We start from the raw sequence: 24,279 nt of genomic DNA, 5'->3' as shown, positions 1-24,279 counted from the left end.
AAACGCCCACGATCGTCTGGGACAAAACATGTTCGCCTCCGCGCGCCGCTCCGGCAAGACCGCCAAGCTCGACGCCATCGAGCGCTCGCAGGCCACCGTGACCTTCGGCCTCGACGGCACCTTGATCGAGGCGAACGAGAACTTCCTCCGGCTGATGGGCTACACCCTCGGCGAGGTGCGCGGGCGCCACCACCGCCTGTTCGTCGATCCCGCCGAGGCGGCGGACCCGGCCTACGAGGCGTTCTGGGCGACCTTGCGCCGGGGCGAGTTCCAGACCGCCGAGTACCGGCGCCTGGCCAAGGGCGGGCGCGAGGTCTGGATCCGCGCCAGCTACAACCCGGTGCTCGACTTGACCGGCCGGCCGTTCCGGATCGTGAAGTTCGCCCTCGACGTCACCGCCGAGAAACGGGCGGCGATCGACGCCGCCGGACAGATCACCGCGATCAACCGCTCGCAGGCGGTGATCCACTTCGCCCCCGACGGGACGATCCTCGACGCCAACCCGCATTTCCTCGCCGCAACGGGCTATCGCGCCGACGAGATCGTCGGCCGCCATCACAGGATGTTCGTGACGGAAGGCGAGGCCGCCTCGCCGGATTACCGCGCGTTCTGGGCCCGGCTCGCCCGGGGCGAATACCAGGCGGGCGAATTCAAGCGCCGGGCCAAGGACGGCGCGGAGATCTGGATCCAGGCGACCTACAATCCGATCCTCGATGCGGCCGGGCGTACGCTCAAGATCGTCAAGTACGCCACCGACATCACCGCCGCCAAGCAGCACGCGGCCGACACCGCCGGCAAGATCGAGGCGGCGCTCCGCTCGCAGGCGGTGATCGAGTTCGACATGGACGGCACCATCCTGGATGCCAACGGCCATTTCCTGACGGCGATGGGCTACACCCTCGACGAGATCGTCGGCCGCCACCACCGCCTGTTCGTCTCCCCCGACCAGGCCGCGAGCCGGTCCTACGCCGAATTCTGGGAGTCCTTGCGCGCCGGACGCTACGCGTCGGCCGTGTACCAGCGCCTCGGCAAGGGCGGGCGGGAGGTCTGGATCCAGGCCACCTACACCCCCGTCCTCGACCTCAACGGGCGCCCCTCCAAGGTGATCAAGTTCGCCACCGACGTCACCCACAGCATGACTGTGCGGGCGGCGGCGATCGCGACGGCCGAGCAGACCCTGACCCGGGTCCAGGCGGTCTCGGGGGCGGCCGAGGAGCTGCACCGGACTTCCGTCTCGATCGCGACCCGGATGGGGGATTCGCGCCGGGCGGTGGACGAGATCCAGGAGCGGATGGGCACGGCCGGCGCCGCCACCGCGCGGCTCGACCAGGCCGCCCAGGCGATGAACGGGGTGGTGGAGGTCATCACGGCCATCGCCGAGCAGATCAACCTCCTGGCGCTCAACGCCACCATCGAGGCGGCGCGCGCCGGTGCCGCCGGCCGGGGCTTCGCCGTGGTGGCGGCGGAGGTGAAGAGCCTCGCCGGCCAGGCCAGCGCCGCGACCGGCCGGATCTCGGCCGAGATCGGCGCCATGCAGGGCGTGTCGCGCGAGGTCGGGGCGGCGCTCGGCTCGATCCGCGGCGCGGTCGATGCCGTCCAGGGCTTCATCGCCGACACCGCGGCGGCGAGCGAGCACCAGCGCATCACCACCGGCGAGGTCAACGCCAACGTCCAGACCAGTGCGGCGGGCGTCGCCGAGATCGCCGCCACCCTCGACGAGTGGCTGGTCGGCCTCGAAGAGCGGCGGATCGACGAGCGGATGCGCACCTCGCTGCCCGGCCGGATCGCGCTGCCACCGGCGTCCGGGCCGGTGGAGTCGATGCTCTGCCTCGTACTCAATCTCTCGAAGTCCGGCGCCAAGCTCTCCCTCGAGCGCCCGGTGCGCCTGCCGGTCCGGATCATGCTGGAGATCGACGGCAAGGTCGACGGCAAGGTCGACGGCAAGCCGGTGCGCGCGTGCGAGGTCGTGCGCCAGCATGGATGCGAGATCGGGGTCCGCTTCGTGGATTGAAGCGAACACCCGATCGTTTTCCGTAAGAAAGTGTTTCGTTAGCCGGCTTTTTACCACCCGCTCCGATCATCGAACCCTTCGCCGGTGTCGGTCGTCTCCGAATCACGCGGCTCGGTCGTGCCGATGCCGGGCCGACCGGACGCGGCATCGCGCCGGCCTATAACCGCGGCCACCCGAGCAGCCGCCCCGGTGCGAACGGCGCCACCGGCACGGTCGGTGTGCGGCCGGTGGCGAGGTCGGCGACGAGTTGGCCGGTGATCGGGCCGGTCGAGAGGCCGATATGGCCGTGGCCGAAGGCGAAGATCAGGCCGGGATGGCGCGGGGCGGGACCGATCACCGGCAGGCCGTCCGGGGTCGAGGGGCGCGAGCCGAGCCAGGGCCGGTTGTCGAGCGGCTGGCCGAGGCGCACCGTGCCGGAGGCCTCCCGCGCCGCCGCCTCGATCTGGGAATAGTCCGGCTCGGCATGGCGGTCGGCGACCTCGACGCCGGACAGCACCCGTACCCGTCCCTCGCCCATCGGCGACAGGATCGAGGCGGCACCGGTGTCGTAGATCGGGCGGGTGAGGGGCGGGCTGCCGGGGTGCAGCGCGTAATGGCGGTGATAGCCGCGCTCGGCCGCGAAGGCGAAGCGGTAGCCGAGGGGCCGGGACAGCTCGTTGGCCGCCGCTCCCGTCGCCAGCACCACCTGGCGCGCCCGGATCGCGCCGCCCGGATGGACGACGCGCCAGCCCTCCGGGCCCGGTTCGAGGCGGCTCACGGTGGTGCGGATCGCGCGCCCGCCCAAACCCGAGAACAGCCGCTCGGCCGCCTCGACGAGGCCGCCGGGATCCCCGACCGCGCCGGTCTCCGGCAGCAGCATCGCCCGGGCGAAGGGGCGGATCAGCGCCGGCTCCAGCGCCTGTACGCCCGCCCCGTCCAGGATCTCGAACGGCACGCCGTGCTGCGTCAGGATCTCGCGCTCGAGCGCCGCCCCGGCGAAGGCCTCTTCGGTGCGGTAGAGCTTCACCCAGCCGCATTCGCGCAGGAGGTGGGGCACGCCGGCCCGGTCGGCGAGGCGGCGGTGCTCCGGATAGGCGGCGTCGGTGAGCGGGGCCAGCGCGTCGGCGGCCCGGCGCCAGGCAGAGGTGCGGGCGCTCGCCAGGAAATGCGCCACCCAGGGCAGCACCCGCAGGAGGTGGAGGTGGCGCAGGCGCAAACCCGCATCGGCGTTGCGCAGGTAGGCCGGCAGCTTGCCCCACAGGGCGGGGCTCGCCATGGGCAGGATCGAGCCGCGGCTCACCACGCCGGCATTGCCGTAGGAGGTGCGCGCCCGGGCCTCGCCGGGATCGCACAGGACCACGTCCTGCCCGCGATCCTTCAGGGCGATGGCGCAGGACAGCCCCACCATCCCGCCGCCGACCACCACGATGTCGGCCGTCTGCTCGTCCTGCTGCATCGCTCTCGTCTCGTTCAATGGGGCAGGCCGGCGAGGTCGAGCACCGTGCCCAGAAGCACCCGCGTCGCCGCGTCGGCATCCTCCAGGGTGATCGATTCGGCCGGATTGTGGCTGATGCCGCCGCGGCAGCGCACGAACAGCATCGCGGAAGCGCCGAGCGCCGCCATCGCCACCGCGTCGTGGGTGGCGCCGGAGGGCAGAAGCAGGGGCGCGTGGCCGAGGCGCCGCGCCGCCCGGTCGAGGGCGGCCTGGAAGCCCGGATCGAGGGCGACCGCCGGGTTGTCCATGAAGGTCTCGGAGGAAAATCCCACCAGGCGCCGCTGCGCGATCGCCCGGCACTCGGCCTGGATCGCCTGGAACAGGCCCGCGCGGTCGGCATCGTCCGGCGCGCGCAGGTCGAGGCTGAAATCGACCCGGCCCGGGATCACGTTGACGGCGCCGGGCACCACCGTGAGGGACCCCACCGTCGCGACCGCGCCCGGCACGGCCTCGCCCAGGCGCTCGACGGCGAGCGCCATCTCGGCGGCGGCGGCGAGCGCGTCCCGGCGCAGGCCCATCGGCACGGTGCCGGCGTGGTTGGCCTCGCCCGTCACCGAGCAGCGCGCCCGGGTGAGCCCGACGATGCCGGAGACCACCCCCACCGGCTGCGCCGCCGCTTCGAGCGCCGGACCCTGCTCGATATGGATCTCGAGGTAGCCGGCGATCTCGTCGGGCCGCCGCGCGAGGGCCGGGATGCCGTCCGGGTCGCCGCCGAACGCGGCGAGCGCCTCGCGCAAGGTGGTTCCGGCGGCGTCGCGGCCCTCCAGCCACTCCATTCTATACTGCCCGGCCCAAGCCTTCGAGGTCGAGAGCGAGGTCGGAAAGCGCACGTTCTCCTCGTCGCCGAAGGCGACCACCTCCAGGGCGAAGGGGAGCGGAAGGCCGCGGGCGCGGATCTCCTGCGCCACGACCAGGCCCGCCGCGACCCCGAGCGGACCGTCGTAGCGCCCGGCATCGACCACGCTGTCGATATGCGAGCCGAGCACCAGGGCCGGCAGCCCCGGCTCGCGTCCCTCGATCCGCCCGACCACGCTGCCGGCGGCATCGATCCGGGCCGCGAACCCCGCCTCCCGCATCAGGCCGAGCACCGCCTCGGCCGTCGCCCGGTGGGCCGGCGAGAGGTAGAGCCGGGTCAGCCGGCCGGGCTCGTCGGTGTGGCGGGCGAGATCGTCGATCAGCGCCATCACGCGGGCGCCGAGGCGGGGGGTGGTCTCGGTCATGGCATCGGTCATGGCACTCGCGACCCTGCGGGCTTGGTGCCGGCGGTATGCAGGGTCGGTGCCGGTCGAGGCAACCCGCGGTGCATGCCCGCGTGATGTGGCGGGATGTCGGGGGACAGAGGCCCGGGCATCGTCCCTCCCCCGCAGAGGCAGGGCTGTTCGGGGAAAGAAAAGGCGCGGGTTTCCCCTCCCCCCGCGGGCGGGGAGAGGGCTGCTGACCCCTTGTCGGGTCAGCAGCAAGCGGAAGCGAAGCTGGAGCGGGGGTGAGGGGGCGGTGCCGGAGGAGTCTCATCCGGAAACACCCCCTCACCCCCGCCCTTCGGGCTCGCCGTGCCCCCTGAACGGCGGCACGGCCCTCTCCCCGCCCGCGGGGAGAGGAGGGAACCCGCGCTTCATCCTTCCCCGAACAGCCCTGCCGCAGAGGGGGGAGAACCCGCGCCGTTCTCGGCTCGATCAGTGTCCCGGACAGCCCCGCGCCCCGCGAGATCAGGCCTGCGCCGTGCGCTTGCCGTCCAGCGGCGCGAGCGCATCGGGAATCGCGGCGGGAACCCGGATCTTCCGGAGGTCCCGCGCAAGGCCGGCGAGGTCCGGCACCGGGGCATCGCCCTTGCCGAACAAGGCGGCATCGAGAGCGTCGAGGCGCAGAACGATCCCGGGATCGGTGCGCCACGCCGCCGCCAGGGCCGGATCGCGGCGGGCAGCCTCCGTGAGGGCAGCGTGGAAACCGCGTGCGTCGCGCCGCCGGGCGGCCCGGGCGAGCGCCCGCAGGGCCGAGGCCGCCGGGGCCTCGCGGTGGCGCGAGACGCCCCAGGCACCGAGACCCAGCCCGAAGGCGGCGAGCCCCGCGGCGAGTGCGCGCCAGGGCGAGGCCGGGGGAGGGGGCGCCTCCTCGGTGACCTTGGCGGCCCGGCCGCCGACGATGCGGGCCGGGATCTCGGCCTCGCGCATCACCCGCGCCCGGGTGTCGAACCACGGGATCGCGATCGCCGAGAGCGTGATCGGCTCCGGCACGCCGGGGCGCACGTCCCAGCGATAGGTGACGCGTGCCACCGGCCCCGCCGGGGTGATGCGGGTCTGGCGCTCGACCGGGCCGGCGAAGGTGAGGACGCCGCGGGTGCGCAAGACCGGCCGCGGCGGCAGGGCATCGGCGGTGACGCCGCGGACGTCGAGCGTCACGGTGCGGCGGGCCGGCTCGCCGAGCTTGAGGGTCTCGGGCTCGGGCTCCCACTGGTCCGTCACCGTGACGTCCTGCGCCGCCAGCCACCAGGGCTCGGGGGCGTCCGGCCCGCCCGGTCCCTGCCAGGCCGCGACCTCGAGGGGCAGGGGGGAGGAGCGCACCTCGACCACCCGGCGCTCGCCGCCATCGACGATCGTCAGGCGATGCACGAAGGGATCGATGACGAAGCGCCCGGGCCCCTGCGGGAACACCGCGACGGTGCGCTCGAAGCCGCGCGCCTCCTGGCCCTGGATCGTGACGCGGGACCAGTGATCGCGGCCGAGCTGGGTCCAGCCGAAATGCGGCAGGCTCGGCTGGCGCAGGTCTTCCAGGGCGATCTGCGCCCGGTAGGTGCCGCGGATGCGCAGCAGCACCATCTCGCGCGGGTAGGGGGTGGCGCCGCCCGGCACCTCGGCGGTGACGGTCAGGCTGAGATCGCCGTCCTCCAGGGCGAAAGCCGGTGTGACGGCCATGACCACCAGGGCGACGAGATACCCGATGGATTGCCTCACCATGGGTTGCTCCCGGGCTGGACGGCGGTGCCGGCCTCGCGCCGGCGGGTCTGCTCGGCGAGGACGCGCAAGGAGACGAAGCGCCCGGGATCGTCGGTCAGGGTCGCGAGCCAGTGCCGGTCCGGGCGGATCTCCCGGGCCTCGAAGCTCTTCGAGACCCGCCGCACCTCGCGTTCCACCACCTCGGACACGCTGGCATTGCCGCCGCCCCGGCGCCCGCCGCCCTCCGCGTCGCTGGCCGAGCCCCGGGCCTGGCCGCGGCCGGGATCGACCGCCCGCTGCTCGGCCCGGCCGGTGCGGGCAGCCTTGGAATTCCCCGGCGAATCGGCGGCCGACGAGGACTCGCGGTGGCCGGCGAGACCGTCGCCGGTGGACGCCGTGCCGGGATCGTTGGCGTCGGATTCGGTCTTGGTGGCGTAGCGGGTGGCGGCGTCGGCCTTGGCGTTCGCCTGGCCGGCGGTGCGGCCGCCGGGGGCGTCCGGCGTGTCGAGGAGGCGCGCGACGAGTTCGCGGTTCGCCTTGGCGTCCTCGTCCGACGGGTCGCGGGCGAGCGCCGCCTCGTAGGCGGCGAGCGCCCCTTTCAGCTCGCCGGCGCGCGCGAGCGCATTGCCGCGGTTGTAGGGCGATTTCGAAAAGGCTTGCGCCGCCTCGGCGTAGCGCCCGGCGGCGTAGAGGGCGGTGCCGCGCCAGGCCGGATCGTCGCTGACGCGGGCCGCCAGCCCCGGCATCCCGGCCCCGAGGAGCAGGCGGGCGAGGGCGGCGGGCTCGACCGCGAGCCCCACGAGCGCGACGACACTGGCGGCGAGGAGGAAGTGGCGCATCAGGCGCTCCGCCGGAAGAGCAGCAGGACCGGCAGCAGCGCCAGGCCGGCGAGCCAGCGGCCGAGATCCTGCCAGGCCAGCACCGTGTAGCCGCCCTCCGCGAGGTGGTGGGCGACCGTCTCGGAGACGGCCGCCAGGACCGGGCCCGGCGCGTCGAGGCTGCCGGCGCTGCCGCCGCCGAGGGTCGCGAGGCGGGACAGGCCGGAGCCGTCGGGCCGCGGCGCCTCCGGCGGCAGGGCGGGATCAGGCACCAGCACGGTGTGCAGCCGGTGGCCCTCCTCCCGGAGCGCCGACGCCTCGCGGGAGGTGGCGTCGTCGAGGCCGCCGCCGTCGCTCACCAGCACCACGTCGCCGGTCACCACCGCGGCCTCGGCCAGCGTCCGGCGGGCCAGCGCCAGGGCCCGGGCCGGGTGGCTGCCGCGGTCCGGCACGGTGGCGCCGTCCAGCGCGAACAGGATGGTGCTCAGGGAGTCGCGGTCGGTGGTCGGCGTCGCCACGAGATAGGCGTCGCCCGCATAGGCGACGACCGCGACCGCCTTGGTGCCGGCGGCCTCGGCCAGCCCCTGCGTCAGGGCCCGCGCCTCGCCGAGGCGCCCGCCCTCGGCGACGGAGCGCGACAGGTCGAGGGCGATGATCGTGGCGTCGAGGTTGCGGAACCCCGCCACGTCGCGGCGCTCCCGCGCCGGGCCGGCAAGGCCGATCGCGACGAGGGCGGCCGCGCCGACCAGCAATCCCTGCCCGACGCGCCGCCCCGGCCGCACCGCGCCGCGGGCTTGCAACGCCTCCATCAGGTGCGGCTCCACCGCCTTCACCCAGTCGCCCAGCGGCGCGGAAAGGTGGGCGGCGCGCCAGGCGAGGAGCCCGAGGAGCGGCAGGGCGAGGAGCCACCAGGGCCGCAGGAGCGTGAAGGCCTCGGTCACGCCGCCCTCCGGGTCAGCAGGAGCGCGAGCGCTGAGAGGAGCGCCACCCCGCCCGGCCACGGCCACAGGTCGCGGCGCAGGGGCACCGGCGGGGCCCGGTCGCGCCCGCCCTCCAGGGCGTCGATGCTGTCGGCCACACCTTGCAGGTCCTCGGTGGTGCGCACGCGGAAGAACCGGCCGCCGCTCGTCGCGGCCACATCGCGCAGGGCTTGCGAATCGACCACGTCCTGCTCGCCGTCGGCGTCGGCGAGGTCGCGGGGGCCGAGCGCGATGGTGTGGACCCGGATGCCGAGCTCGTGGGCGAGCACGGCCACGTCCCGCGGCGTGGTCTGGCCGGCATTGTTGGCGCCGTCGGAGAGCAGCACCACCACCTTGGACGGGCCCGGCAGGGCGTTGAGGCGCTTCAAGGCGAGGCCGAGCCCGTCGCCGATGCCGGTCGAGCGGCCGACGAGGCCGATCTGCGCCTCCTCCAGCGCCCGGGCGACCGCCCGCGTGTCGAAGGAGGGGGCGGCGGCCACGTCGGCCTGATCGGCGAAGATCACGAGGCCGACCCGGTCGCCGGCCCGGCGGCGGATGAATTCGGCCCCGACCCGCTTGACCGCCGCGAGCCGCGAGGTGGTGCGGCCGTCGAGCGAGAAATCGATCCGCTCCATGCTGCCCGACAGGTCGAGGGCGAGCACGATGTCCCGTCCCGAGGCCGGGAGCGCGGCGCCGGGCAGGACCAGGCGCGGGCCGGCGAGCGCCGCGACGAGCGAGACCCAGAGCAGCCAAGTGAACAGCCAAGCGAGCGCCGCGCGTCCGCGCACGCCGACGGTGAGCGGCCCGCCGCGCTCGCGCCCGGCGACGAGCGAGGGCGGCACCGCCAGCGCCCCGCTGCCGCCCGGCCGCGGCGGCAGGAAGCGGGCGGCCAGCAGCGGCAGCGGCAGGAGCAGGCCGGCGAGGGGTGCGGCAAAGTCGAGGGAGGCGAGACCGGCCATCGTGTTCAAGCCCGCAGGCGCGCGAGGAGCCGGGCGAGGCCCGCTTCCGCGGCGGCGAGATCGGGGGCGGGACCCGGGGCGTAGAGGTTTTCGGTGAGCGCCCGGCCGGGGCCGCTGCCGAAGAAATCGGTAGCAAGACGCCTATCGAGCCCCGCCGGCCCCTCGACCTCCAGGCTGCGGGCGAGCCGCCGGCTCAACCGCGCCAAAGCCACGCGGCGCTCCGGCGGCGGCAGGGCGCGGGCGGCGGCGAGTTCGGCGAGCGCCGCCCGACGGATCGGGCGGGCGCGCCAGCGCGGCGCGAGCCAGGCGGCGAGCGCCGCCAGCGCCAGGCCGGCCGCGGCGGCAGCCAGGATCTCGGGCCGGATCCAGCCCGGATCGGGCGGGGCGTGCAGGCCGCGAAGACCTGCCAGCGCCGCTTGAACGGACTGCACGCCCTCACAGCACGGCATCGAGCCGCTCCATCAGGGGGGCGAAGCCTTCCGGGCCCAATTCGGTGTCGAGGCGCAGACCCGCGACGCCGAGGCGGGTATAGGCCGCGAGGCGATCCTCGGGCACCGGTGGCGCCTTGCCGATCCGGGCGGTGCCGCGGCGCCCATCCGGGGTGGCGTAGGGGTAGAGGCCGGGGGGCGCGGCGCGCTCGAAGGCGTCGCTCACCAGGATCAGACTGAGGGAGACCCGCTCGGCGAGCGCCGCCACGCTCTCCGAAAAACCCTCGCCCGGGGCGTCGAGGGCGCTCGCCAGCACCAGGTGGCCGCCCGCCGGCAGCAGCGCGCGGGCCCGTTCCAGGACCGGTCCCAAGGGCGGATCGGCCTGAAGCGGGGCCGCGAGTGCGCTCTCATGCGCCCGGGCGAGGCCCTGGCACAGGGCCGCCATGCCGCGTCCGCCGGCCCGCGGCGGCAGGGCGACCGGCTCGGGCGCGGCGGCGCAGAGGCCGACCCGTCCGCCGTCGCCGGCGATGCGCCAGCCGAGCAGCACCAGGGCCTCCGCGGCGGCGACCGAGCGCAAGGAGCGGCGGGTGCCGAATAGCATCGAGGGCCGGAAATCGGCCAGCAGCACCACGGCGCGGTCGCGCTCCTCGTGGTGGGTGCGCACGTGCAGCGTGCCGGTGCGGGCGGTGGCGTTGCGGTCGATGTGGCGCACGTCGTCGCCATCAGTCCAGAGGCGCACGTCGTCGGGCTCGCTGCCGCGGCCGCGCCGCCGCGTGACGATGCCGCCGGGCAGGCCCGAGCGGGCCTTCGTCGTCGCCCCGGCGCCGCGGCGGGCGAGGTGGCGCAGGCCCATCAGCGCCCCGGCCTCGAGGGCGATGCCAGGTGCGCCGAGCGGGTCTGTGCTGGGAGGCGGCCGGGCCACGGTGGACACCATCCTCAGAGGGGGTGCACCCGGTCGAGCAGGTCGGCCACCACGGCGCGGGCGGTCTGGCCTTCCGCGGCGGCGCGCCAGGTGAGCGCGAGGCGGTGGGCCAGCGCGTCGCCGGCGAGCGCCACCACGTCGTCCGGCACCACGTGATCGCGCCCGTGCAGATAGGCCCGGGCCTTGCCGGCGAGCATCAGGGCGAGGGTGCCGCGGGGCGAGACCGGATGCTCGATGGCGCCGCGCAAATCCGCCGCCGCCGGCCCAGCCCGGGTGGCGGCGACGAGGCGGACGAGAAAGTCCTTGAGCGCCGGCGAGACGTGGGTCTTGAGGGCAGCGGTGCGGGCGGCGCGCAGTTCCTCGGCGGTCAGGCGCACCGGCATCGGCGCGGCCTCCTCAGTCATCTCGCCCTCGACGAGGTCGAGGATGCGGCGCTCGGAGGCCTCGTCGGGCATCTCGACGACGACGTGGAGCAGGAACCGGTCGAGCTGCGCTTCCGGCAGCGGGAAGGTGCCGGCATGTTCGATCGGGTTCTGGGTCGCCACCACCATGAACGGATCGGGCAGGGGGTGGGTGATGCCCGCCACCGTCACCTGCCGCTCCGCCATCGCCTCCAGCAGGGCCGACTGCACCTTGGGCGGCGCGCGGTTGACCTCGTCGACCAGCACCAGGGAGTGGAACAGGGGACCTTCCAGGAACTCGAACCGGCCGCCGTCGGGCCGCCAGACCGTGGTGCCGGTGAGGTCGGCGGGCATCAGGTCGGGGGTGCACTGGATACGGGCAAAGCCGGTGTGCAGCCCGTCGGCGAGGCGCTTGACCGCCCGGGTCTTGGCGAGGCCCGGCGCCCCCTCGATCAAGAGGTGGCCGCCGGTGAGGAGCCCGATCAGCAGCCGCTCGACGAGGCCTGACGCGCCGATCAGGCCCGCTTCGAGGCCGGTCCGCAGGGCGTGGAGCCGCGCGCGCACCGGATCGTCGGCTCCCGCGATGCTACGCATCACGGTCTGCTCCGCGCCTCGCGCCATTCAGTGTCTCTCCCCCCTCGGGCCGGTGTTTCCTGTGCCGGCTTTTGGGGGATCAGGCCGCGTCTTTGCCTGTCCGTCAATCCCGTGCGTGAGGGGGGTGGGGTATGCTTAAGTCCGCGGTGACGATGAAGATCACCGCGGCATGGCTTCAGTCGGGAAGCGCCGCGATCGGTATGGTGATGAGATTTCTCACACCGTCCAAGGCGCCGGCCGGTTCGGGCCGATCCCGTAGCGGGCCACCGCCTCCGCCACCTTCGCCCGGTCGAGCTGGCCCTCGTCGGCGAGCGCCGCGAGCGCTGCCACCACGACGTGGTGCCGGTCGACCTCGAAGAAGGCGCGCAGCGCGCTGCGGGTGTCGCTGCGGCCGAAGCCGTCGGTGCCGAGCGTCACGTAACGAGCCTGGATCGCGGTCGCGATCAGTTGCGGGTAGGCGCGAACGTAGTCGGTGGCGGCGACGACCGGTGCGGAGCCGGACAGCGCTTCCTCGACGAGGCTGCGCTTTGCCGGCAAACCGGGGTTCAGGCGGTTCGACCGCTCGACCTCACGGGCCTCGCGGGCGAGTTCGCTGAAGCTGGTGACGCTGTAAACCTCGGCGGCGATGCCCCATTCCTCGGCGAGCAGCTTTGCCGCAGCGATGACCTCCGGCAGGATCGCCCCTGAACCGAGGAGGCGAATAGCCGGCTCACCATCTCCGTAGCCGGCAAACCGATACATTCCCCGGATGATCCCGTCGCGCACGCCGTCGGGCATCGAGGGCTGGGCGTAGTTCTCGTTCATCGCCGTGACGTAGTAGAAGGCGTCGACGTCGCGCTCCATCATGTCGCGGGCGCCGTGATCGAGGATCACCGCCATCTCGTAGGCGAAGGCCGGGTCGTAGGCGCGGCAATTCGGGATCGTCGCGGCGACGAGGTGGCTCGACCCGTCCTGGTGCTGCAGGCCCTCGCCGCCGAGCGTGGTCCGGCCCGCCGTGGCGCCGATCAGGAAGCCGCGGGCACGCTGGTCGGCCGCCGCCCAGATCAGGTCGCCGACGCGCTGGAAGCCGAACATCGAGTAGTAGATGTAGAACGGCAGCATCGCGAGGCCGTGGACGCTGTACGACGTCGCGGCCGCGGCCCAGGACGAGATGGCGCCCGCTTCCGTGATGCCCTCCTCCAGGAGCTGCCCGTCGCGGGACTCCTTGTAGTAGAGCATCGAGCCGGCATCCTCCGGCTCGTAGAGCTGGCCGAGCGGCGAGTAGATGCCGACCTGCCGAAAGAGGTTCGCCATGCCGAAGGTGCGCGCCTCGTCGGCGACGATCGGCACCACCCGCGGGCCCAGCTCCTTGTGCTTGATCAGGCTGCTGAACAGCCGCACCGCCGCGGTGGTGGTCGACATCTCCTTGCCGTCGGCCTCGAGCGCGAAGCCCGCATAGGTCGAGAGGTCCGGCACCGCGACGTGGGCGGCCGTGCGACGGCGCTTCGGCAGGAAGCCACCGAGCCTCTCGCGGCGCTCGCGCAGGTAGCGCAATTCGCGGCTGTTCTCGTCCGGCTTGTAGAATTCCAGGCCCTCGACCTGCGCGTCGGTGAGCGGCAGGGCGAAGCGATCCCGGAAGGCCTTCAGCGCGTCGGTGTCGAGCTTCTTGGCCTGGTGGGCGGTCATGCGCGATTCGCCGGCACCCCCCATGCCGTAACCCTTCTTGGTCTTGGCCAGGATCACGGTCGGGCGGCCCTTGGTCGCCTTGGCGGCAGCGAAGGCAGCAAAGAGCTTGCGGAAATCGTGGCCGCCGCGCTTGAGCTTGTCGACGTCGGCATCCGACATGTGGGAGACCAGCGCCTTCACCTCCTCGTCCTCACCGAAGAAGTGGGCGAGGTTGTAGGCGCCGTCCTTGGCGCCCAGCGTCTGGTACTTGCCGTCCACCGTGGCGGCGAAGCGGCGCAAGAGAGCGTGGTTGGTGTCGCGGGCGAAGATCGCGTCCCATTCCGAGCCCCACAGCACCTTGACGACGTTCCAGCCGGCACCGCGGAAGACGCTCTCCAGCTCCTGGATGATCTGGCCATTGCCGCGCACCGGCCCGTCGAGCCGTTGCAGGTTGCAATTGATGACGAAGGTGACGTTGTCGAGCTTTTCGCGCGCCGCCAGCGTGAGCGCGCCGATCGATTCCGGCTCGTCCATCTCGCCGTCGCCGAACACGCCCCAGACGTGCTGGCCGCTCGTTTCGGCGAGGCCGCGGTCGCTGAGGTAGCGCATGAAGCGCGCCTGGTAGATCGCGTTCATCGGCCCGATGCCCATCGAGCCGGTCGGCACCTGCCAGAAGTCGGGCATCAGCCAGGGATGCGGGTACGAGCACAGGCCCTCGCCGGCGATCTCCTGGCGGTAATGCTTCAGGTTGGTCTCGGAGAGCCGCCCCTCCAGGAAGGCGCGGGCATAGACGCCGGGCGCCGAATGCGGCTGGAAGAACACGAGATCGGCGCCCGCGCCCGTGGCGTCGCCGGCCTGGAAGAAGTGGTTGAAGCCGAGCTCGAAGATCTCGGCCGCCGACGCGTAGCTCGCGACATGGCCGCCGAGTTCGCCGTAGGCCATGTTGGCCCGCACCACCATGGCGAGCGCGTTCCAGCGCATGATCGAGGTGATCCGCTCCTCGACCGCGAGGTCGCCCGGATAGGGCGGCTGCTTCTCCAGCGGAATGGTGTTGCGGTAGGGCGAGTAGGGCGGCGCCTCCTCGACGACGCCGATCTCCCGCGCCTTCTGCTCCAGCCGGTCGAGCAGGAAGCGGGCCCGGGCCGCGCCGCCGTGGCGGAGCACCGATTCGAGCGAGGCGAGCCAGTCCGCGGTCTCGGCCGGATCCGGATCGGCCACGCCGCGGGGGCCAAGGATCGCTTGATTGCTGGCCTGGTTGCTGGTGCGCTCGTTCTCGTTGACCGGCTTGGCGCTCGCGCTCATGGCGTCGTATCTCCCATCGCTGGCGCCAGGATAAGTCCCCGGTCGCGGCAGAGGCTGCTTCGTTTGCCGCTGGACGAGGAGAAAGCGCAAAACATTTTCGCGAGGTCGGTCGTTCGCGGTCGATCTTTCCGCATCGTACCGCCAAGGCCACGCATTCCGTCCCGGCGGCGACCGGAGGTGCGGCGGTGTCCGCCGGGTAGCGTCAATGGCACTTTTGTCCTAAGGTCCCGGGCAAAGTCCGGCCGTGCGGGGCCGGCCTTCCCGTCGATGAGTCCTCGCCGAACCGGCTTCGGCAAGGAACACGGGAATCGCCGATCTACCCGCGTCCGGACGCGCCCGGGAGCCTCCTGACCGATGACCGCCGACACGGCTTCCACCCTGCTCCAGACTCCCCTGCACGCGCTGCACCAGGAGGTCGGCGCCCGGATGGTGCCGTTCGCCGGCTATTTGATGCCGCTGCAATACCCGCTCGGGCTGCTCAAGGAGCACCTGCATACCCGCAAGGCGGCCGGGCTGTTCGACGTATCCCATATGGGCCAGATCGCCGTGCGGGCCCGCTCGGGCGACCTCGCGGATGCCGCCCGCGCCCTCGAGACGGTGCTGCCGATCGACGTTCTCGGGCTCAAGCCCGGGCGCCAGCGCTACGGATTCTTCACGACGCAGGGCGGCGGCATCCTCGACGACCTGATGCTCGCGAACTTGAGCGACCATTACCTGCTGGTCGTGAATGCCGCCAACAAGGCCGCCGACCTCGCCCATCTCCTCGACGCGATCGGCACTGCGTGCACGGTCGAGCCGATCGACCGGGCATTGATCGCGCTCCAGGGCCCGGGGGCGGAAGCGGCGCTCGCCCGACACGTGCCGGCGGTGGCGGAGATGCGGTTCATGGATGCGCGGCCGATCACCTTCGCGGGGGAGGAGGGCGTCGCCGTGCGCTCCGGCTATACCGGCGAGGACGGGTTCGAGATCGCGCTGCCGGCCAAGGCCGCGGTCGCCCTCGCCCGGGTGCTGCTCGCCGATCCGGAGGTGAAGCCGATCGGCCTCGGTGCCCGCGATTCGCTGCGCCTCGAAGCCGGCCTGTGCCTGCACGGCTCGGACATCGACCCCGAGACCTCGCCGGTCGAGGCCGGTCTGTCCTGGGCGATCCCGAAGGTGCGCCGCCGCGGCGGCGACCGGGCCGGCGGCTTTCCCGGCGCCGAGCGCATCCTGGCGGAACTCGCCGACGGGCCGGCGCGCCTGCGGGTGGGCCTGCGGCCGGAGGGGCGCACCCCGGTGCGGGCCGGTGCGGCGCTCTACGACTCCGCCGACGCGACCGAACCGGTCGGCCGGGTGACCTCCGGCGGCTTCGGGCCGAGCCTGGACGGGCCGATCGCCATGGGGGTGCTGCCGAGCGCGCTCGCGGTGCCCGGCACGCCGGTCTTCGCCGAGGTGCGCGGCCAGCGCCTGCCCTGCGCGGTGGTGCCGCTGCCGTTCCGCCCCGCCGGCTTCAAGCGTTCCTGAAACAAGGGGGATTTTCATGCTGAAATACACCGACGAGCACGAGTGGCTGCGCCTGGAGGGCGACGTGGCGACGGTGGGGATCACCGACCACGCCGCCGAGCAGCTCGGCGACCTCGTCTTCGTCGAACTGCCGAAGGTCGGCGCCACGCTGACCAAGGGTGCCGCCGCCGCGGTGGTGGAATCGGTCAAGGCGGCCTCCGACGTCTACGCGCCGGTCGACGGCGAGGTGACCGAGGTCAACGAAGCCGCGGTGGCGAACCCCGAGAGCGTCGGCACCGATCCGCAGGGGGCCGGCTGGCTCTACCGCGTGCGCCTCGGCGACCCGTCGCAGCTCGACGGGCTGATGGACGAGGCGGCCTACCGCGCCTTCGTCGGCTGAACTGCGACGATCTTCGTCCGATCCGTTCCGACACCAGTCAAGCGCGGGATCCCCTCTCCCGTTTGGGAGAGGGGTAGGGGTGAGGGTGGAGACGGTGCAGCAAGAAAACTGAACCGTTCCGCCGCCGGCACGACGCTTCGAGTTTAATACTGAAGCGTGTCACCCTCACGCGGGATCTTCGATCCCCCTACCCCTCTCCCACACGGGAGAGGGGAGACGTGCTCCATCTTTCGAGCCGCCTCGCACCGGCTCCGACCAGGGCAAACTCCCATGCCGATGGACAAGTACGACCCCTACGACTTCGCCAACCGCCGCCATATCGGCCCGTCGGTGGACGAGATCGCCCGCATGCTGGAGATGGTCGGTGCCGAGAGCCTCGACGCCCTGATCGACGAGACCCTGCCGGCGGGCATCCGCCAGAAAGAAGCCACCGAGTTCGGCGCCGCCCTGTCGGAGCGCCGGGCGATCGAGCGCCTGCGCGCCACCGCCAACAAGAACAAGCTGCTGACCTCGCTGATCGGCCAGGGCTACCATGGCACCACGATGCCGCCGGCGATCCAGCGCAACATCTTCGAGAACCCGGCCTGGTACACGGCCTACTCGCCCTACCAGCCCGAGATCAGCCAGGGCCGGCTCGAGGCCTTGCTCAACTTCCAGACCTGCGTCAGCGACCTGACCGGGCTCGACATCGCCAATGCCTCGCTCCTCGACGAGGCCACCGCCGCCGCCGAGGCGATGGGCATGGCTCGCCGGATCGCCACGGCCAAGCCCGATACCTTCTTCGTCGATGCGCAATGCCTGCCGCAGACCATCGCGGTCTTGAAGACCCGGGCCGAGCCGTTCGGCTGGCGCATCGTCGTCGGCGATCCCTTCGCCGATCTCGACCCCGCCTCGGTGTTCGGCGCGATCTTTCAATATCCAGGCGTCGAGGGCGCGGCCCACGACTTCACCGAGATAATCGCCAGGCTCCATGACGCGGGCGCCATCGCCGTGGTGGCGGCGGATCCACTCTCACTCACGGTCCTGAAGCCCCCGGGCGAGATGGGCGCCGACATCGCAATCGGCTCGATGCAGCGCTTCGGCGTGCCGATGGGCTATGGCGGGCCGCACGCCGCCTACATGGCGACGCGGGACGCCCACAAGCGCGCGCTCCCGGGCCGCATCGTCGGCGTCTCGGTCGATTCCCGCGGCAACCGCGCCTACCGGCTCTCGCTCCAGACCCGCGAGCAGCATATCCGGCGCGAAAAGGCGACCTCGAACATCTGCACCAGCCAGGTGCTGCTGGCGGTCATCGCCTCGATGTACGCGGTGTTCCACGGGCCGCGCGGGCTCAAGGCGATCGCGATGCGCATCCACCGCGACGCGACCCGGCTCGCCGCGGGGCTCAACCAGCTCGGCTTCGAGACCCATCCGGACGCCTTCTTCGACACGATCACCGTGACGGTCGGCCCGTTCCAGGGCGTGATCCTGAAGAACGCCGTCGCCAACGGGATCAACCTGCGCAAGGTCGGCAGCGATCGCATCGGCATCACGGTCGACGAGCGCACCCGGCCCGACATCATCGAGGCGGTGTGGCGCGCCTTCGGGGGCGACGCGCTGGCTTACGACGAGTCCTGGCCCGAGCCGCGGCTGCCGGCCGGGCTGATGCGCACCTCCGAGTACCTGACCCACCCGATCTTCCACATGAACCGGGCCGAGAGCGAGATGACGCGCTACATGCGCCGCCTCGCCGACCGCGACCTCGCCCTCGACCGTGCGATGATCCCGCTCGGGTCGTGCACGATGAAGCTCAACGCCACCGCCGAGATGCTGCCGATCTCGTGGCCGGAATTTTCGGAGCTGCACCCCTTCGCGCCGAAGGACCAGGCCGAGGGCTATGCCGAGATGATCGCCGATCTCTCCCAAAAGCTCGCCGACATCACCGGCTACGCGGCGATCTCGATGCAGCCGAATTCCGGCGCGCAGGGCGAATATGCCGGCCTGCTCGCAATCCGCGCCTATCACCTGTCGCGCGGGGAGGGGCACCGGACGATCTGCCTGATCCCGTCCTCGGCCCACGGCACCAACCCGGCCTCGGCGCAGATGTGCGGCATGACCGTGGTGGTGGTCGGCGCCGACCGCGACGGCAACGTCGACCTGGCCGATTTCCGCGCCAAGGCCGAGAAGCACGGCGAGAACCTTGCGGCCTGCATGATCACCTACCCGTCCACCCACGGGGTGTTCGAGGAGGCGGTGCGGGAGATCTGCGACATCACCCACGCCCATGGCGGCCAGGTCTATCTCGACGGCGCCAACCTCAACGCGCTGGTCGGCCTCGCCCGGCCCGGCGATATCGGGGCGGATGTCAGCCACATCAACCTGCACAAGACCTTCTGCATCCCGCATGGCGGCGGCGGGCCCGGCATGGGGCCGATCGGCGTCAAGGCGCACCTGATCCCGTTCCTGCCCGGCCACGTCGAGACCGACGGGCGCGAGTTCTCGGTCTCGGCCGCTCCTTACGGCTCGGCGGCGATCCTGCCGATCTCCTGGAGCTACTGCCTGCTGATGGGCGGGCGGGGGCTGACGCAGGCCACCCGGATCGCGATCCTCAACGCCAACTACATCGCGAAGCGCCTCGCCGGGGCCTACGAGGTGCTCTACACCGGCACCCATGGGCGCGTGGCGCATGAATGCATCATCGATGCCCGCCCGCTGATGAAGAGCGCCGGCGTCAGCGTCGAGGACATCGCCAAGCGGCTGATCGATTGCGGCTTCCACCCGCCGACGATGAGCTGGCCGGTGGCCGGCACCCTGATGATCGAGCCGACCGAATCCGAGACCAAGGGCGAGATCGACCGCTTCTGCGACGCCATGCTGGCGATCCGCGAGGAGATCCGGGCGATCGAGGAGGGCCGGATGGACCGGGCCGACAACCCGCTCAAGAACGCCCCCCACACGGTGGAAGACCTGATCGGCGCCTGGGAGCGGCCCTATTCCCGCGAGGCGGCGTGCTTCCCGGCGGGCGCCTTCCGGGTCGACAAGTACTGGCCGCCGGTCAACCGGGTGGACAATGCCTATGGCGACCGCAACCTGGTCTGTGCGTGTCCGCCGGTGGAGAGCTACATGAAGGCGGCGGAGTAGGATCGGCATTTTTCGGGCGCCCGATCACCTCGAGATCGGGCGCTGCCATCAGGTTCATCCGGGAGATTGTTCGGCCGAGCCTGACGACATGAAACCCGACCTGTCATTCCGGGGCCGCGCAGCGGAGCCCGGAATCCAGAACCGCGGAGGGTTCAGGATCGAGCGGAGAGCCTCCCGCCTCTTTCTGGACCACCTGAGCGTCTGGATTCCGGGCTCCGCTGCGCGGCCCCGGAATGACGGGGAGAATGTGACATCTACGGAGGCTCATGAGTGATGGCCCTCTTCGTCAAGGGTCCGAAGGTCGACACGCTCGCCCAAGAGCCGGCGTCCCTCGAGCGCGCCACCGGGACCGAGACGGTGCGACAAGCCCCAGGCGGCGCGCTCGAATGTGAGACGGACGATCTCGTCACCCGGTCGATCGAGTTTGCGGGCAGGCTGCGAGAGCAGGCCGGCCCGAACCCACAGCCTATCGATCAAGCCTTCCTCGATGGCCTCTACGAAGATCCGTGACTAGCGTTCGACGACAGGGGCCTCACCCCGCCTCCCCCACATAATCCCGCCAGATCGCCTTCTCGCCCATGCCCGCCGTGAAGGCCGCATGGGCCGCGAGCTCGGCCTCGGTGAGCCGGCTGCGCATCGGGCGGGGGCCGTGCTCGACGGGGGCGGCCCTTACTGAAGGACCGGCCGGGCCGGCATTCCCCTCGACGGTCAGCCCGAGCGTCGTCTGCTTGCCGCCGAGCAGCTCGATATAGACCTCGGCCAGGATCTGCGAATCGAGGAGCGCGCCGTGCTTGGTGCGGCGGGAATTGTCGATGCCGTAGCGCGAGCACAGCGCATCGAGGTTGTTGGCAGCACCCGGATGCTTGCGGCGGGCGAGCGCCAGGGTGTCGACGACGGACGTCAGGTCGATCAGGGGCGGGGCCTTGTCGCCCAGCCGCGCATATTCGGCGTTGAGGAAGCCGACATCGAAGGCGGCGTTGTGGATCACCAGCGTCGCGTCGCTGCAGAACTCCAGGAAGTCGGGCAGGATCTGCGCGAAGAGCGGCTTGTCGGCGAGGAACGCATCCGAGAGGCCGTGGACCCGGAACGCGCCCTCCGAGACCGGCCGCTGCGGGTTGATGTAGCGGTGGAACTCGCGCCCCGACGGGATGTGGTTGAGAAGCTCGATGCAGCCGATCTCGATCAGCCGGTCGGTCTTGGCCTCGGTGCCGGTGGTCTCGGTGTCGAGGACGATCTCGCGCAGCATCCTGCGGCTCCCTTGGAAAGAGGTCTTCGGACCGGTGTAGCGAGGACGCGTTAACCGGCCCGCCTCGCCGCCGCGATCACCGCGTCGACCTGCGCCTCGGCATGGGGAAAGCCCCGGTCGGTCTCGATCAGGAAGTCGGCCCGGCGACGCTTCTCGGCATCCGCCATCTGCTTGGCGAGGATCTGCGCGAAGGCCGCCTCGGTCATGCCCGGCCGGGCCAGGACCCGGGCGCGCTGCACCTCGGCCGGGGCGGTGACCACCGCGACGGCGTCGCATCCCGCCTCGCCGCCGGTCTCGAACAGCAGCGGCACGTCGAGCACCACGAGGGGCGCGGCGGCATGGGCGGCGAGGAAATCGTCGCGCGCCTGACGCACCAGGGGATGGACCAGGGATTCGAGGCGGCGCAGGCGCTCGGGGTGGCCGAGCACGACGTTGCGCAACGCCGCGCGATCGACCGAGCCGTCGGGGCCGAGCGTCCCGGGAAAGGCCTCGCCGATGGCGGAGGCCGCGGCGCCGCCCGGCCCGTAGAGCGCGTGCACGCAGGCATCGGCATCGTGGACCGGCACGCCGCGCGCACCGAACATCGCCGCGGTGGCGCTCTTGCCCATGCCGATCGAGCCGGTGAGGCCGAGGACGAACGGCCGGCTCATCCATGGCTCCCGAGATCGGCGACGATGCGGGCACGCAAACCGGGCGTCACCGCGGGCGTGCGGCCGAACCAGCGGGAGAAACCCGGCACCGCCTGGTGCAGCAGCATGCCGAGCCCGTCGACCGCCGGCAGCCCGCGGGCCCGGGCGGCGGTGAGGAGCGGGGTTTCGAGCGGCACGTAGACGATGTCGGCGACCGCCGCCGCCGCGGGCAGCGGGGCGAGGTCGAGGGCGAGCGCGTCCTGCCCGGCCATGCCGAGCGCCGTGGTGTTGATGAGGAGCCCGGTCTCCGGCAGCCGCGCCGGCACCGCGTCCCAGGACACTGCCGTGATCCGGGCCGGATCGAGGGCGGTCAGGCCCTCGGCCCGCTCGGCGCTGCGGTTCGCCACGATCAGCCGGTCGAGGCCACGTTCGAGGAGACCCACCAGGATGGCGCGAGCCGCCCCGCCGGCCCCGAGCACCAGGGCGGCGCGGCCGTGCGCGACGCCCGTCGCCGCCGGCCAGCCGGCGCCGAGGCTGGCATCGAGATGGGCGAGGAAGCCCGGCGCGTCGGTGTTGTCGCCGAGGAGGCGCCCACCCTCGAACCACAGGGTGTTGACGGCGCCGATCCGCTCGGCCCGCGGGGTCAACCCATCGACGAGGCGGAACGCCGCCTCCTTGTGCGGGATCGTGACATTGCCGCCGACGAAGCCCGCCTCGCGCAAGCGGCGGATGAAATCCGGGAAGGCGTCGGGATGCACGTCGACGCGCTCGTAGGTGCCGGGCAGGCCGTGCTCGGCGAGCCAGTGGCCGTGGATCAGCGGCGAGCGCGAATGGCCGATCGGGTGGCCGACCACGAAGGCTCGGGGGTGCGGGGTCGTCATCGGGAAGCCAAGTCTCGGACAGTTCGAATGGTTTTCGCAGTTGGTCCCACCCGGAACCTCATCCTGAGGTGCGGACGATCGAAGATCGCTGAGCCTCGAAGGAGGGTTCCAGAAGTCTCGGCGAGCCCTGGAGCCCTCCTTCGAGGCTGCTGCGAGCAGCAGCACCTCAGGATGAGGTCGCGGGTGGGATGAAGGAAACAGGCGTCACGCTACGGCCCTGCCTCCGGGTTCTCAGAACGCCAGCAATCCCCGCGCCCGCAACCGCGCGAGCAGCGGCAGCAGCGGCAGACCCAGGATGGTCGAATGGTCGCCCTCGATGCGGTCGAACAGGTGGATGCCGACGCCCTCGAGCTGGTAGGCGCCGACGCTGCCGGTGACGGCGGGCCCGGCGCCATCGAGATAGGCGGCGATCCCCGTCTGATCGAGCGGCCGCATGGTGAGCCGGGCGGTGACGACGAAAACCTCCGCCACCGCGCCGTCGACGGCGAGCGCCACGGCGGAATGGAGCGCGTGGGTGCGCCCCTGGAGGCGGGCGAGATGGGCGGCGGCCCCCGCCCGATCGGAGGGCTTGTGGAAGACCGTGCCGTCGAGGTCGAGCACCTGGTCGGCGCCGATCACCACCCGGTCGGGCGCGCAGGCTCCGACCGCGGCGGCCTTGGCGGCGGCCAGTCGCTCGGCGAGCCGCGCGGGCGACAGGCCTGCGGCCTCCGCCTCGACGGCGCGCTCGTCGACGCCCGGCGACCGGGTCTCGGGGTCGAGCCCCGCGGAGGCGAGCAAGGCCCGCCGCGTCGGGCTGGTCGAGGCGAGGAGGAGCGGCGCGGGGCCGCGCCACAGGGACGGAGCGTGCGACATCGGCGTCAATCCGCGATGAACTTCAGCCGGTGCTCGCGGTGGAGATCGACGATCGCCGCCGCCGTCTCCTCGATCGAGCGCCGGGTGACGTCGATCACCGGCCAGCGGTTGCGGGCGAAGAGCCGCCGCGAGGTCGCGATCTCGTTCGCCACCGCGTCGCGGTCGACGTAGGACGAGGAATCGTCGGCCTTGAGGCTGAGCAGGCGGTTCTGGCGGATCTGAACGATCCGCTCCGGCGAGGCGATCAGCCCGACGATCAGCGGCTGGCGCAGGGTCTCGAGGATGGCCGGCGGCGGCACGCCGGGGATCAGCGGGATGTTGGTGGTCTTCAAGCCCCGGTTGGCGAGGTAGATCGCCGTCGGCGTCTTCGAGGTGCGGCTCACCCCGAGCAGGATCACGTCCGCCTCGTTGAGATCGAGCGGCAGGTTGCCGTCGTCGTGGGCGAGCGTGAAGTTCATCGCGTCGATGCGCTTGAAGTACTCCGCGTTCAGCATGTGCTGCGCGCCCGGCCGCGCCGTGGAATGGGTGCCGAGATAGGATTGCAGCAGCCGGTGCACCGGCTCCAGCACCGAGAGCAGCGGCGAGCCGGTGGCCCGGCAGGCCTCCTCCAGCCGCTCGGTCAGCTCGCGTCCGACCAGGGTGTAGAGCACGATGCCGGGGGCCTGCTCGATCTCGTTGATCACCCGTTCGAGCTGGGTGCCCGAGCGCACCAGGGGATAGACGTGCTCGATCGCCGAGACCCCCTCGTACTGCGCCGCCGCGGCGCGGCCGACATTGATCAGGGTCTCGCCGGTGGAATCCGACACGAGGTGGAGGTGGAAGTAGCTGCGGACCACGCGGGCTCCCCGGGCTCGCCGCGGGCGCGGCAGACACGAAGACTCCGGGGGCCGGTGCGTCGTCCACCGATCGGCCGCGCGGAGTCGATCAGTGTGGATAATGCGCCAACGAAAGGAGGTCCAGGCGGGAGGCCTGTGGGTTAACGGCTCGACGCCTCAACAGGCCGGCCGTTAACACTCGTGGCGGGCCGCCCGTGGGAGAATCCGGGACCCGGGCCGCCCGAGTCTCGCCCAGTGGGGCCTAAGCCCCTCCTGACTCTCGCGGTCCTTCGACAATGGAGCAAATCTGTTAAAGGCCTCTTAACGCACCGGCGGTGGGGACGGGCTGTGGACGGGGCTGGAGCCCCGCGATGCCTGCCCCCAATAGAAAAAACAGATTCCTAGAATCTCTCTT

The 24,279-nt window shown here is 72.2% G+C and carries 20 protein-coding genes; 5 read left to right on the top strand and 15 right to left on the bottom strand.

Going from position 1 to position 24,279, the window contains the following annotated elements; all coding sequences use genetic code 11:
• Nucleotides 1–28 precede the first annotated feature (28 nt).
• The gene (locus HBB12_RS01430; RefSeq protein ID WP_236987710.1) at nt 29–2,011 is read left to right on the top strand and encodes a PAS domain S-box protein; all 1,983 of its coding nucleotides are present in this window, start codon (nt 29–31) and stop codon (nt 2,009–2,011) included.
• Between the two features lie 157 nt (nt 2,012–2,168).
• Here HBB12_RS01430 and HBB12_RS01425 read toward each other — a convergent pair whose 3' ends face one another.
• From HBB12_RS01425 to mdeB, 10 genes are all read right to left on the bottom strand, one after another.
• Nucleotides 2,169–3,446, bottom strand: coding sequence for an NAD(P)/FAD-dependent oxidoreductase (locus HBB12_RS01425; RefSeq protein ID WP_236987709.1), 1,278 nt, complete (start codon nt 3,444–3,446; stop codon nt 2,169–2,171).
• Nucleotides 3,447–3,460: 14 nt separating this feature from the next.
• Nucleotides 3,461–4,705, bottom strand: coding sequence for an allantoate amidohydrolase (locus tag HBB12_RS01420; protein WP_236987708.1), 1,245 nt, complete (start codon nt 4,703–4,705; stop codon nt 3,461–3,463).
• A gap of 486 nt (nt 4,706–5,191) precedes the next feature.
• Nucleotides 5,192–6,436, bottom strand: a complete 1,245-nt coding sequence (locus HBB12_RS01415) for a hypothetical protein (RefSeq protein ID WP_236987707.1) — start codon at nt 6,434–6,436, stop codon at nt 5,192–5,194.
• Nucleotides 6,430–7,254, bottom strand: a complete 825-nt coding sequence (locus HBB12_RS01410) for a tetratricopeptide repeat protein (protein ID WP_236987706.1) — start codon at nt 7,252–7,254, stop codon at nt 6,430–6,432. Before HBB12_RS01410 ends, HBB12_RS01415 begins: the two co-directional genes overlap by 7 nt.
• Nucleotides 7,254–8,174, bottom strand: a complete 921-nt coding sequence (locus HBB12_RS01405) for a vWA domain-containing protein (protein WP_236987705.1) — start codon at nt 8,172–8,174, stop codon at nt 7,254–7,256. Before HBB12_RS01405 ends, HBB12_RS01410 begins: the two co-directional genes overlap by 1 nt.
• Nucleotides 8,171–9,151, bottom strand: coding sequence for a VWA domain-containing protein (locus HBB12_RS01400; protein ID WP_236987704.1), 981 nt, complete (start codon nt 9,149–9,151; stop codon nt 8,171–8,173). The genes HBB12_RS01405 and HBB12_RS01400 overlap by 4 nt, the downstream gene beginning before the upstream one ends.
• A 5-nt stretch (nt 9,152–9,156) precedes the next feature.
• On the bottom strand, nt 9,157–9,582 hold the full coding sequence (locus tag HBB12_RS01395) for a DUF4381 family protein (protein ID WP_336886922.1): 426 nt from the start codon (nt 9,580–9,582) through the stop codon (nt 9,157–9,159).
• A gap of 4 nt (nt 9,583–9,586) precedes the next feature.
• Nucleotides 9,587–10,513 (bottom strand): DUF58 domain-containing protein, encoded by a 927-nt coding sequence (locus HBB12_RS01390; RefSeq protein ID WP_236987702.1) that lies wholly within the window; start codon nt 10,511–10,513, stop codon nt 9,587–9,589.
• Between the two features lie 2 nt (nt 10,514–10,515).
• Nucleotides 10,516–11,496, bottom strand: a complete 981-nt coding sequence (locus tag HBB12_RS01385; RefSeq protein WP_236992627.1) for an AAA family ATPase — start codon at nt 11,494–11,496, stop codon at nt 10,516–10,518.
• A gap of 216 nt (nt 11,497–11,712) precedes the next feature.
• Entirely contained in the window at nt 11,713–14,442 is a 2,730-nt protein-coding gene (mdeB, locus tag HBB12_RS01380) for an alpha-ketoglutarate dehydrogenase (RefSeq protein WP_236987701.1), read from the bottom strand.
• 354 nt (nt 14,443–14,796) lie between these two features.
• Between mdeB and gcvT the strand changes: the two genes are divergently transcribed.
• From gcvT to HBB12_RS01360, 4 genes are all read left to right on the top strand, one after another.
• On the top strand, nt 14,797–15,942 hold the full coding sequence (gcvT, locus tag HBB12_RS01375) for a glycine cleavage system aminomethyltransferase GcvT (protein WP_236987700.1): 1,146 nt from the start codon (nt 14,797–14,799) through the stop codon (nt 15,940–15,942).
• Between the two features lie 16 nt (nt 15,943–15,958).
• The gene (gene gcvH, locus HBB12_RS01370; RefSeq protein ID WP_236987699.1) at nt 15,959–16,321 is read left to right on the top strand and encodes a glycine cleavage system protein GcvH; all 363 of its coding nucleotides are present in this window, start codon (nt 15,959–15,961) and stop codon (nt 16,319–16,321) included.
• A gap of 270 nt (nt 16,322–16,591) precedes the next feature.
• Nucleotides 16,592–19,441, top strand: coding sequence for an aminomethyl-transferring glycine dehydrogenase (gene gcvP, locus HBB12_RS01365; protein ID WP_236987698.1), 2,850 nt, complete (start codon nt 16,592–16,594; stop codon nt 19,439–19,441).
• A 273-nt stretch (nt 19,442–19,714) separates the two neighbouring features.
• A complete protein-coding gene (locus HBB12_RS01360) occupies nt 19,715–19,951 on the top strand; it encodes a type II toxin-antitoxin system VapB family antitoxin (protein WP_048425507.1) in 237 nt (78 codons plus the stop codon).
• A 22-nt stretch (nt 19,952–19,973) separates the two neighbouring features.
• Here the strand turns inward: HBB12_RS01360 and dnaQ are convergent, their stop codons facing one another.
• From dnaQ to HBB12_RS01335, 5 genes are all read right to left on the bottom strand, one after another.
• A complete protein-coding gene (gene dnaQ, locus HBB12_RS01355) occupies nt 19,974–20,687 on the bottom strand; it encodes a DNA polymerase III subunit epsilon (protein ID WP_236987697.1) in 714 nt (237 codons plus the stop codon).
• 50 nt (nt 20,688–20,737) lie between these two features.
• The gene (coaE, locus tag HBB12_RS01350) at nt 20,738–21,337 is read right to left on the bottom strand and encodes a dephospho-CoA kinase (RefSeq protein WP_236987696.1); all 600 of its coding nucleotides are present in this window, start codon (nt 21,335–21,337) and stop codon (nt 20,738–20,740) included.
• The gene (locus HBB12_RS01345; RefSeq protein ID WP_236987695.1) at nt 21,334–22,197 is read right to left on the bottom strand and encodes a shikimate dehydrogenase; all 864 of its coding nucleotides are present in this window, start codon (nt 22,195–22,197) and stop codon (nt 21,334–21,336) included. Before HBB12_RS01345 ends, coaE begins: the two co-directional genes overlap by 4 nt.
• A 231-nt stretch (nt 22,198–22,428) precedes the next feature.
• Entirely contained in the window at nt 22,429–23,049 is a 621-nt protein-coding gene (locus HBB12_RS01340; RefSeq protein ID WP_236987694.1) for a Maf family protein, read from the bottom strand.
• Between the two features lie 5 nt (nt 23,050–23,054).
• Nucleotides 23,055–23,885 carry a pyruvate, water dikinase regulatory protein gene (locus HBB12_RS01335; protein ID WP_236987693.1) on the bottom strand — a complete coding sequence of 277 codons (831 nt, stop codon included), beginning with the start codon at nt 23,883–23,885 and terminating at the stop codon, nt 23,055–23,057.
• Nucleotides 23,886–24,279: the final 394 nt, after the last annotated feature.

The sequence above is a fragment of the Methylobacterium sp. SyP6R genome (assembly GCF_019216885.1).
GTDB lineage: Bacteria > Pseudomonadota > Alphaproteobacteria > Rhizobiales > Beijerinckiaceae > Methylobacterium.
Note: the sequence above shows the minus strand (reverse complement) of the source record. Positions and strands in the feature narration are given on the sequence as shown.

Coding starts and splice junctions, on each gene's coding strand:
- HBB12_RS01425 (WP_236987709.1), bottom strand. CDS start 3,446: ATGCAGCAGGACGAGCAGACGGCCGACATCGTGGTGGTCGGCGGCGGG.
- HBB12_RS01340 (WP_236987694.1), bottom strand. CDS start 23,049: ATGTCGCACGCTCCGTCCCTGTGGCGCGGCCCCGCGCCGCTCCTCCTC.
- HBB12_RS01430 (WP_236987710.1), top strand. CDS start 29: ATGTTCGCCTCCGCGCGCCGCTCCGGCAAGACCGCCAAGCTCGACGCC.
- HBB12_RS01345 (WP_236987695.1), bottom strand. CDS start 22,197: ATGACGACCCCGCACCCCCGAGCCTTCGTGGTCGGCCACCCGATCGGC.
- dnaQ (WP_236987697.1), bottom strand. CDS start 20,687: ATGCTGCGCGAGATCGTCCTCGACACCGAGACCACCGGCACCGAGGCC.
- mdeB (WP_236987701.1), bottom strand. CDS start 14,442: ATGAGCGCGAGCGCCAAGCCGGTCAACGAGAACGAGCGCACCAGCAAC.
- HBB12_RS01390 (WP_236987702.1), bottom strand. CDS start 10,513: ATGGTGTCCACCGTGGCCCGGCCGCCTCCCAGCACAGACCCGCTCGGC.
- gcvP (WP_236987698.1), top strand. CDS start 16,592: ATGCCGATGGACAAGTACGACCCCTACGACTTCGCCAACCGCCGCCAT.
- gcvH (WP_236987699.1), top strand. CDS start 15,959: ATGCTGAAATACACCGACGAGCACGAGTGGCTGCGCCTGGAGGGCGAC.
- HBB12_RS01385 (WP_236992627.1), bottom strand. CDS start 11,496: ATGCGTAGCATCGCGGGAGCCGACGATCCGGTGCGCGCGCGGCTCCAC.
- HBB12_RS01410 (WP_236987706.1), bottom strand. CDS start 7,254: ATGCGCCACTTCCTCCTCGCCGCCAGTGTCGTCGCGCTCGTGGGGCTC.
- HBB12_RS01360 (WP_048425507.1), top strand. CDS start 19,715: ATGGCCCTCTTCGTCAAGGGTCCGAAGGTCGACACGCTCGCCCAAGAG.
- coaE (WP_236987696.1), bottom strand. CDS start 21,337: ATGAGCCGGCCGTTCGTCCTCGGCCTCACCGGCTCGATCGGCATGGGC.
- HBB12_RS01400 (WP_236987704.1), bottom strand. CDS start 9,151: ATGGCCGGTCTCGCCTCCCTCGACTTTGCCGCACCCCTCGCCGGCCTG.
- HBB12_RS01415 (WP_236987707.1), bottom strand. CDS start 6,436: ATGGTGAGGCAATCCATCGGGTATCTCGTCGCCCTGGTGGTCATGGCC.
- HBB12_RS01420 (WP_236987708.1), bottom strand. CDS start 4,705: ATGACCGAGACCACCCCCCGCCTCGGCGCCCGCGTGATGGCGCTGATC.
- gcvT (WP_236987700.1), top strand. CDS start 14,797: ATGACCGCCGACACGGCTTCCACCCTGCTCCAGACTCCCCTGCACGCG.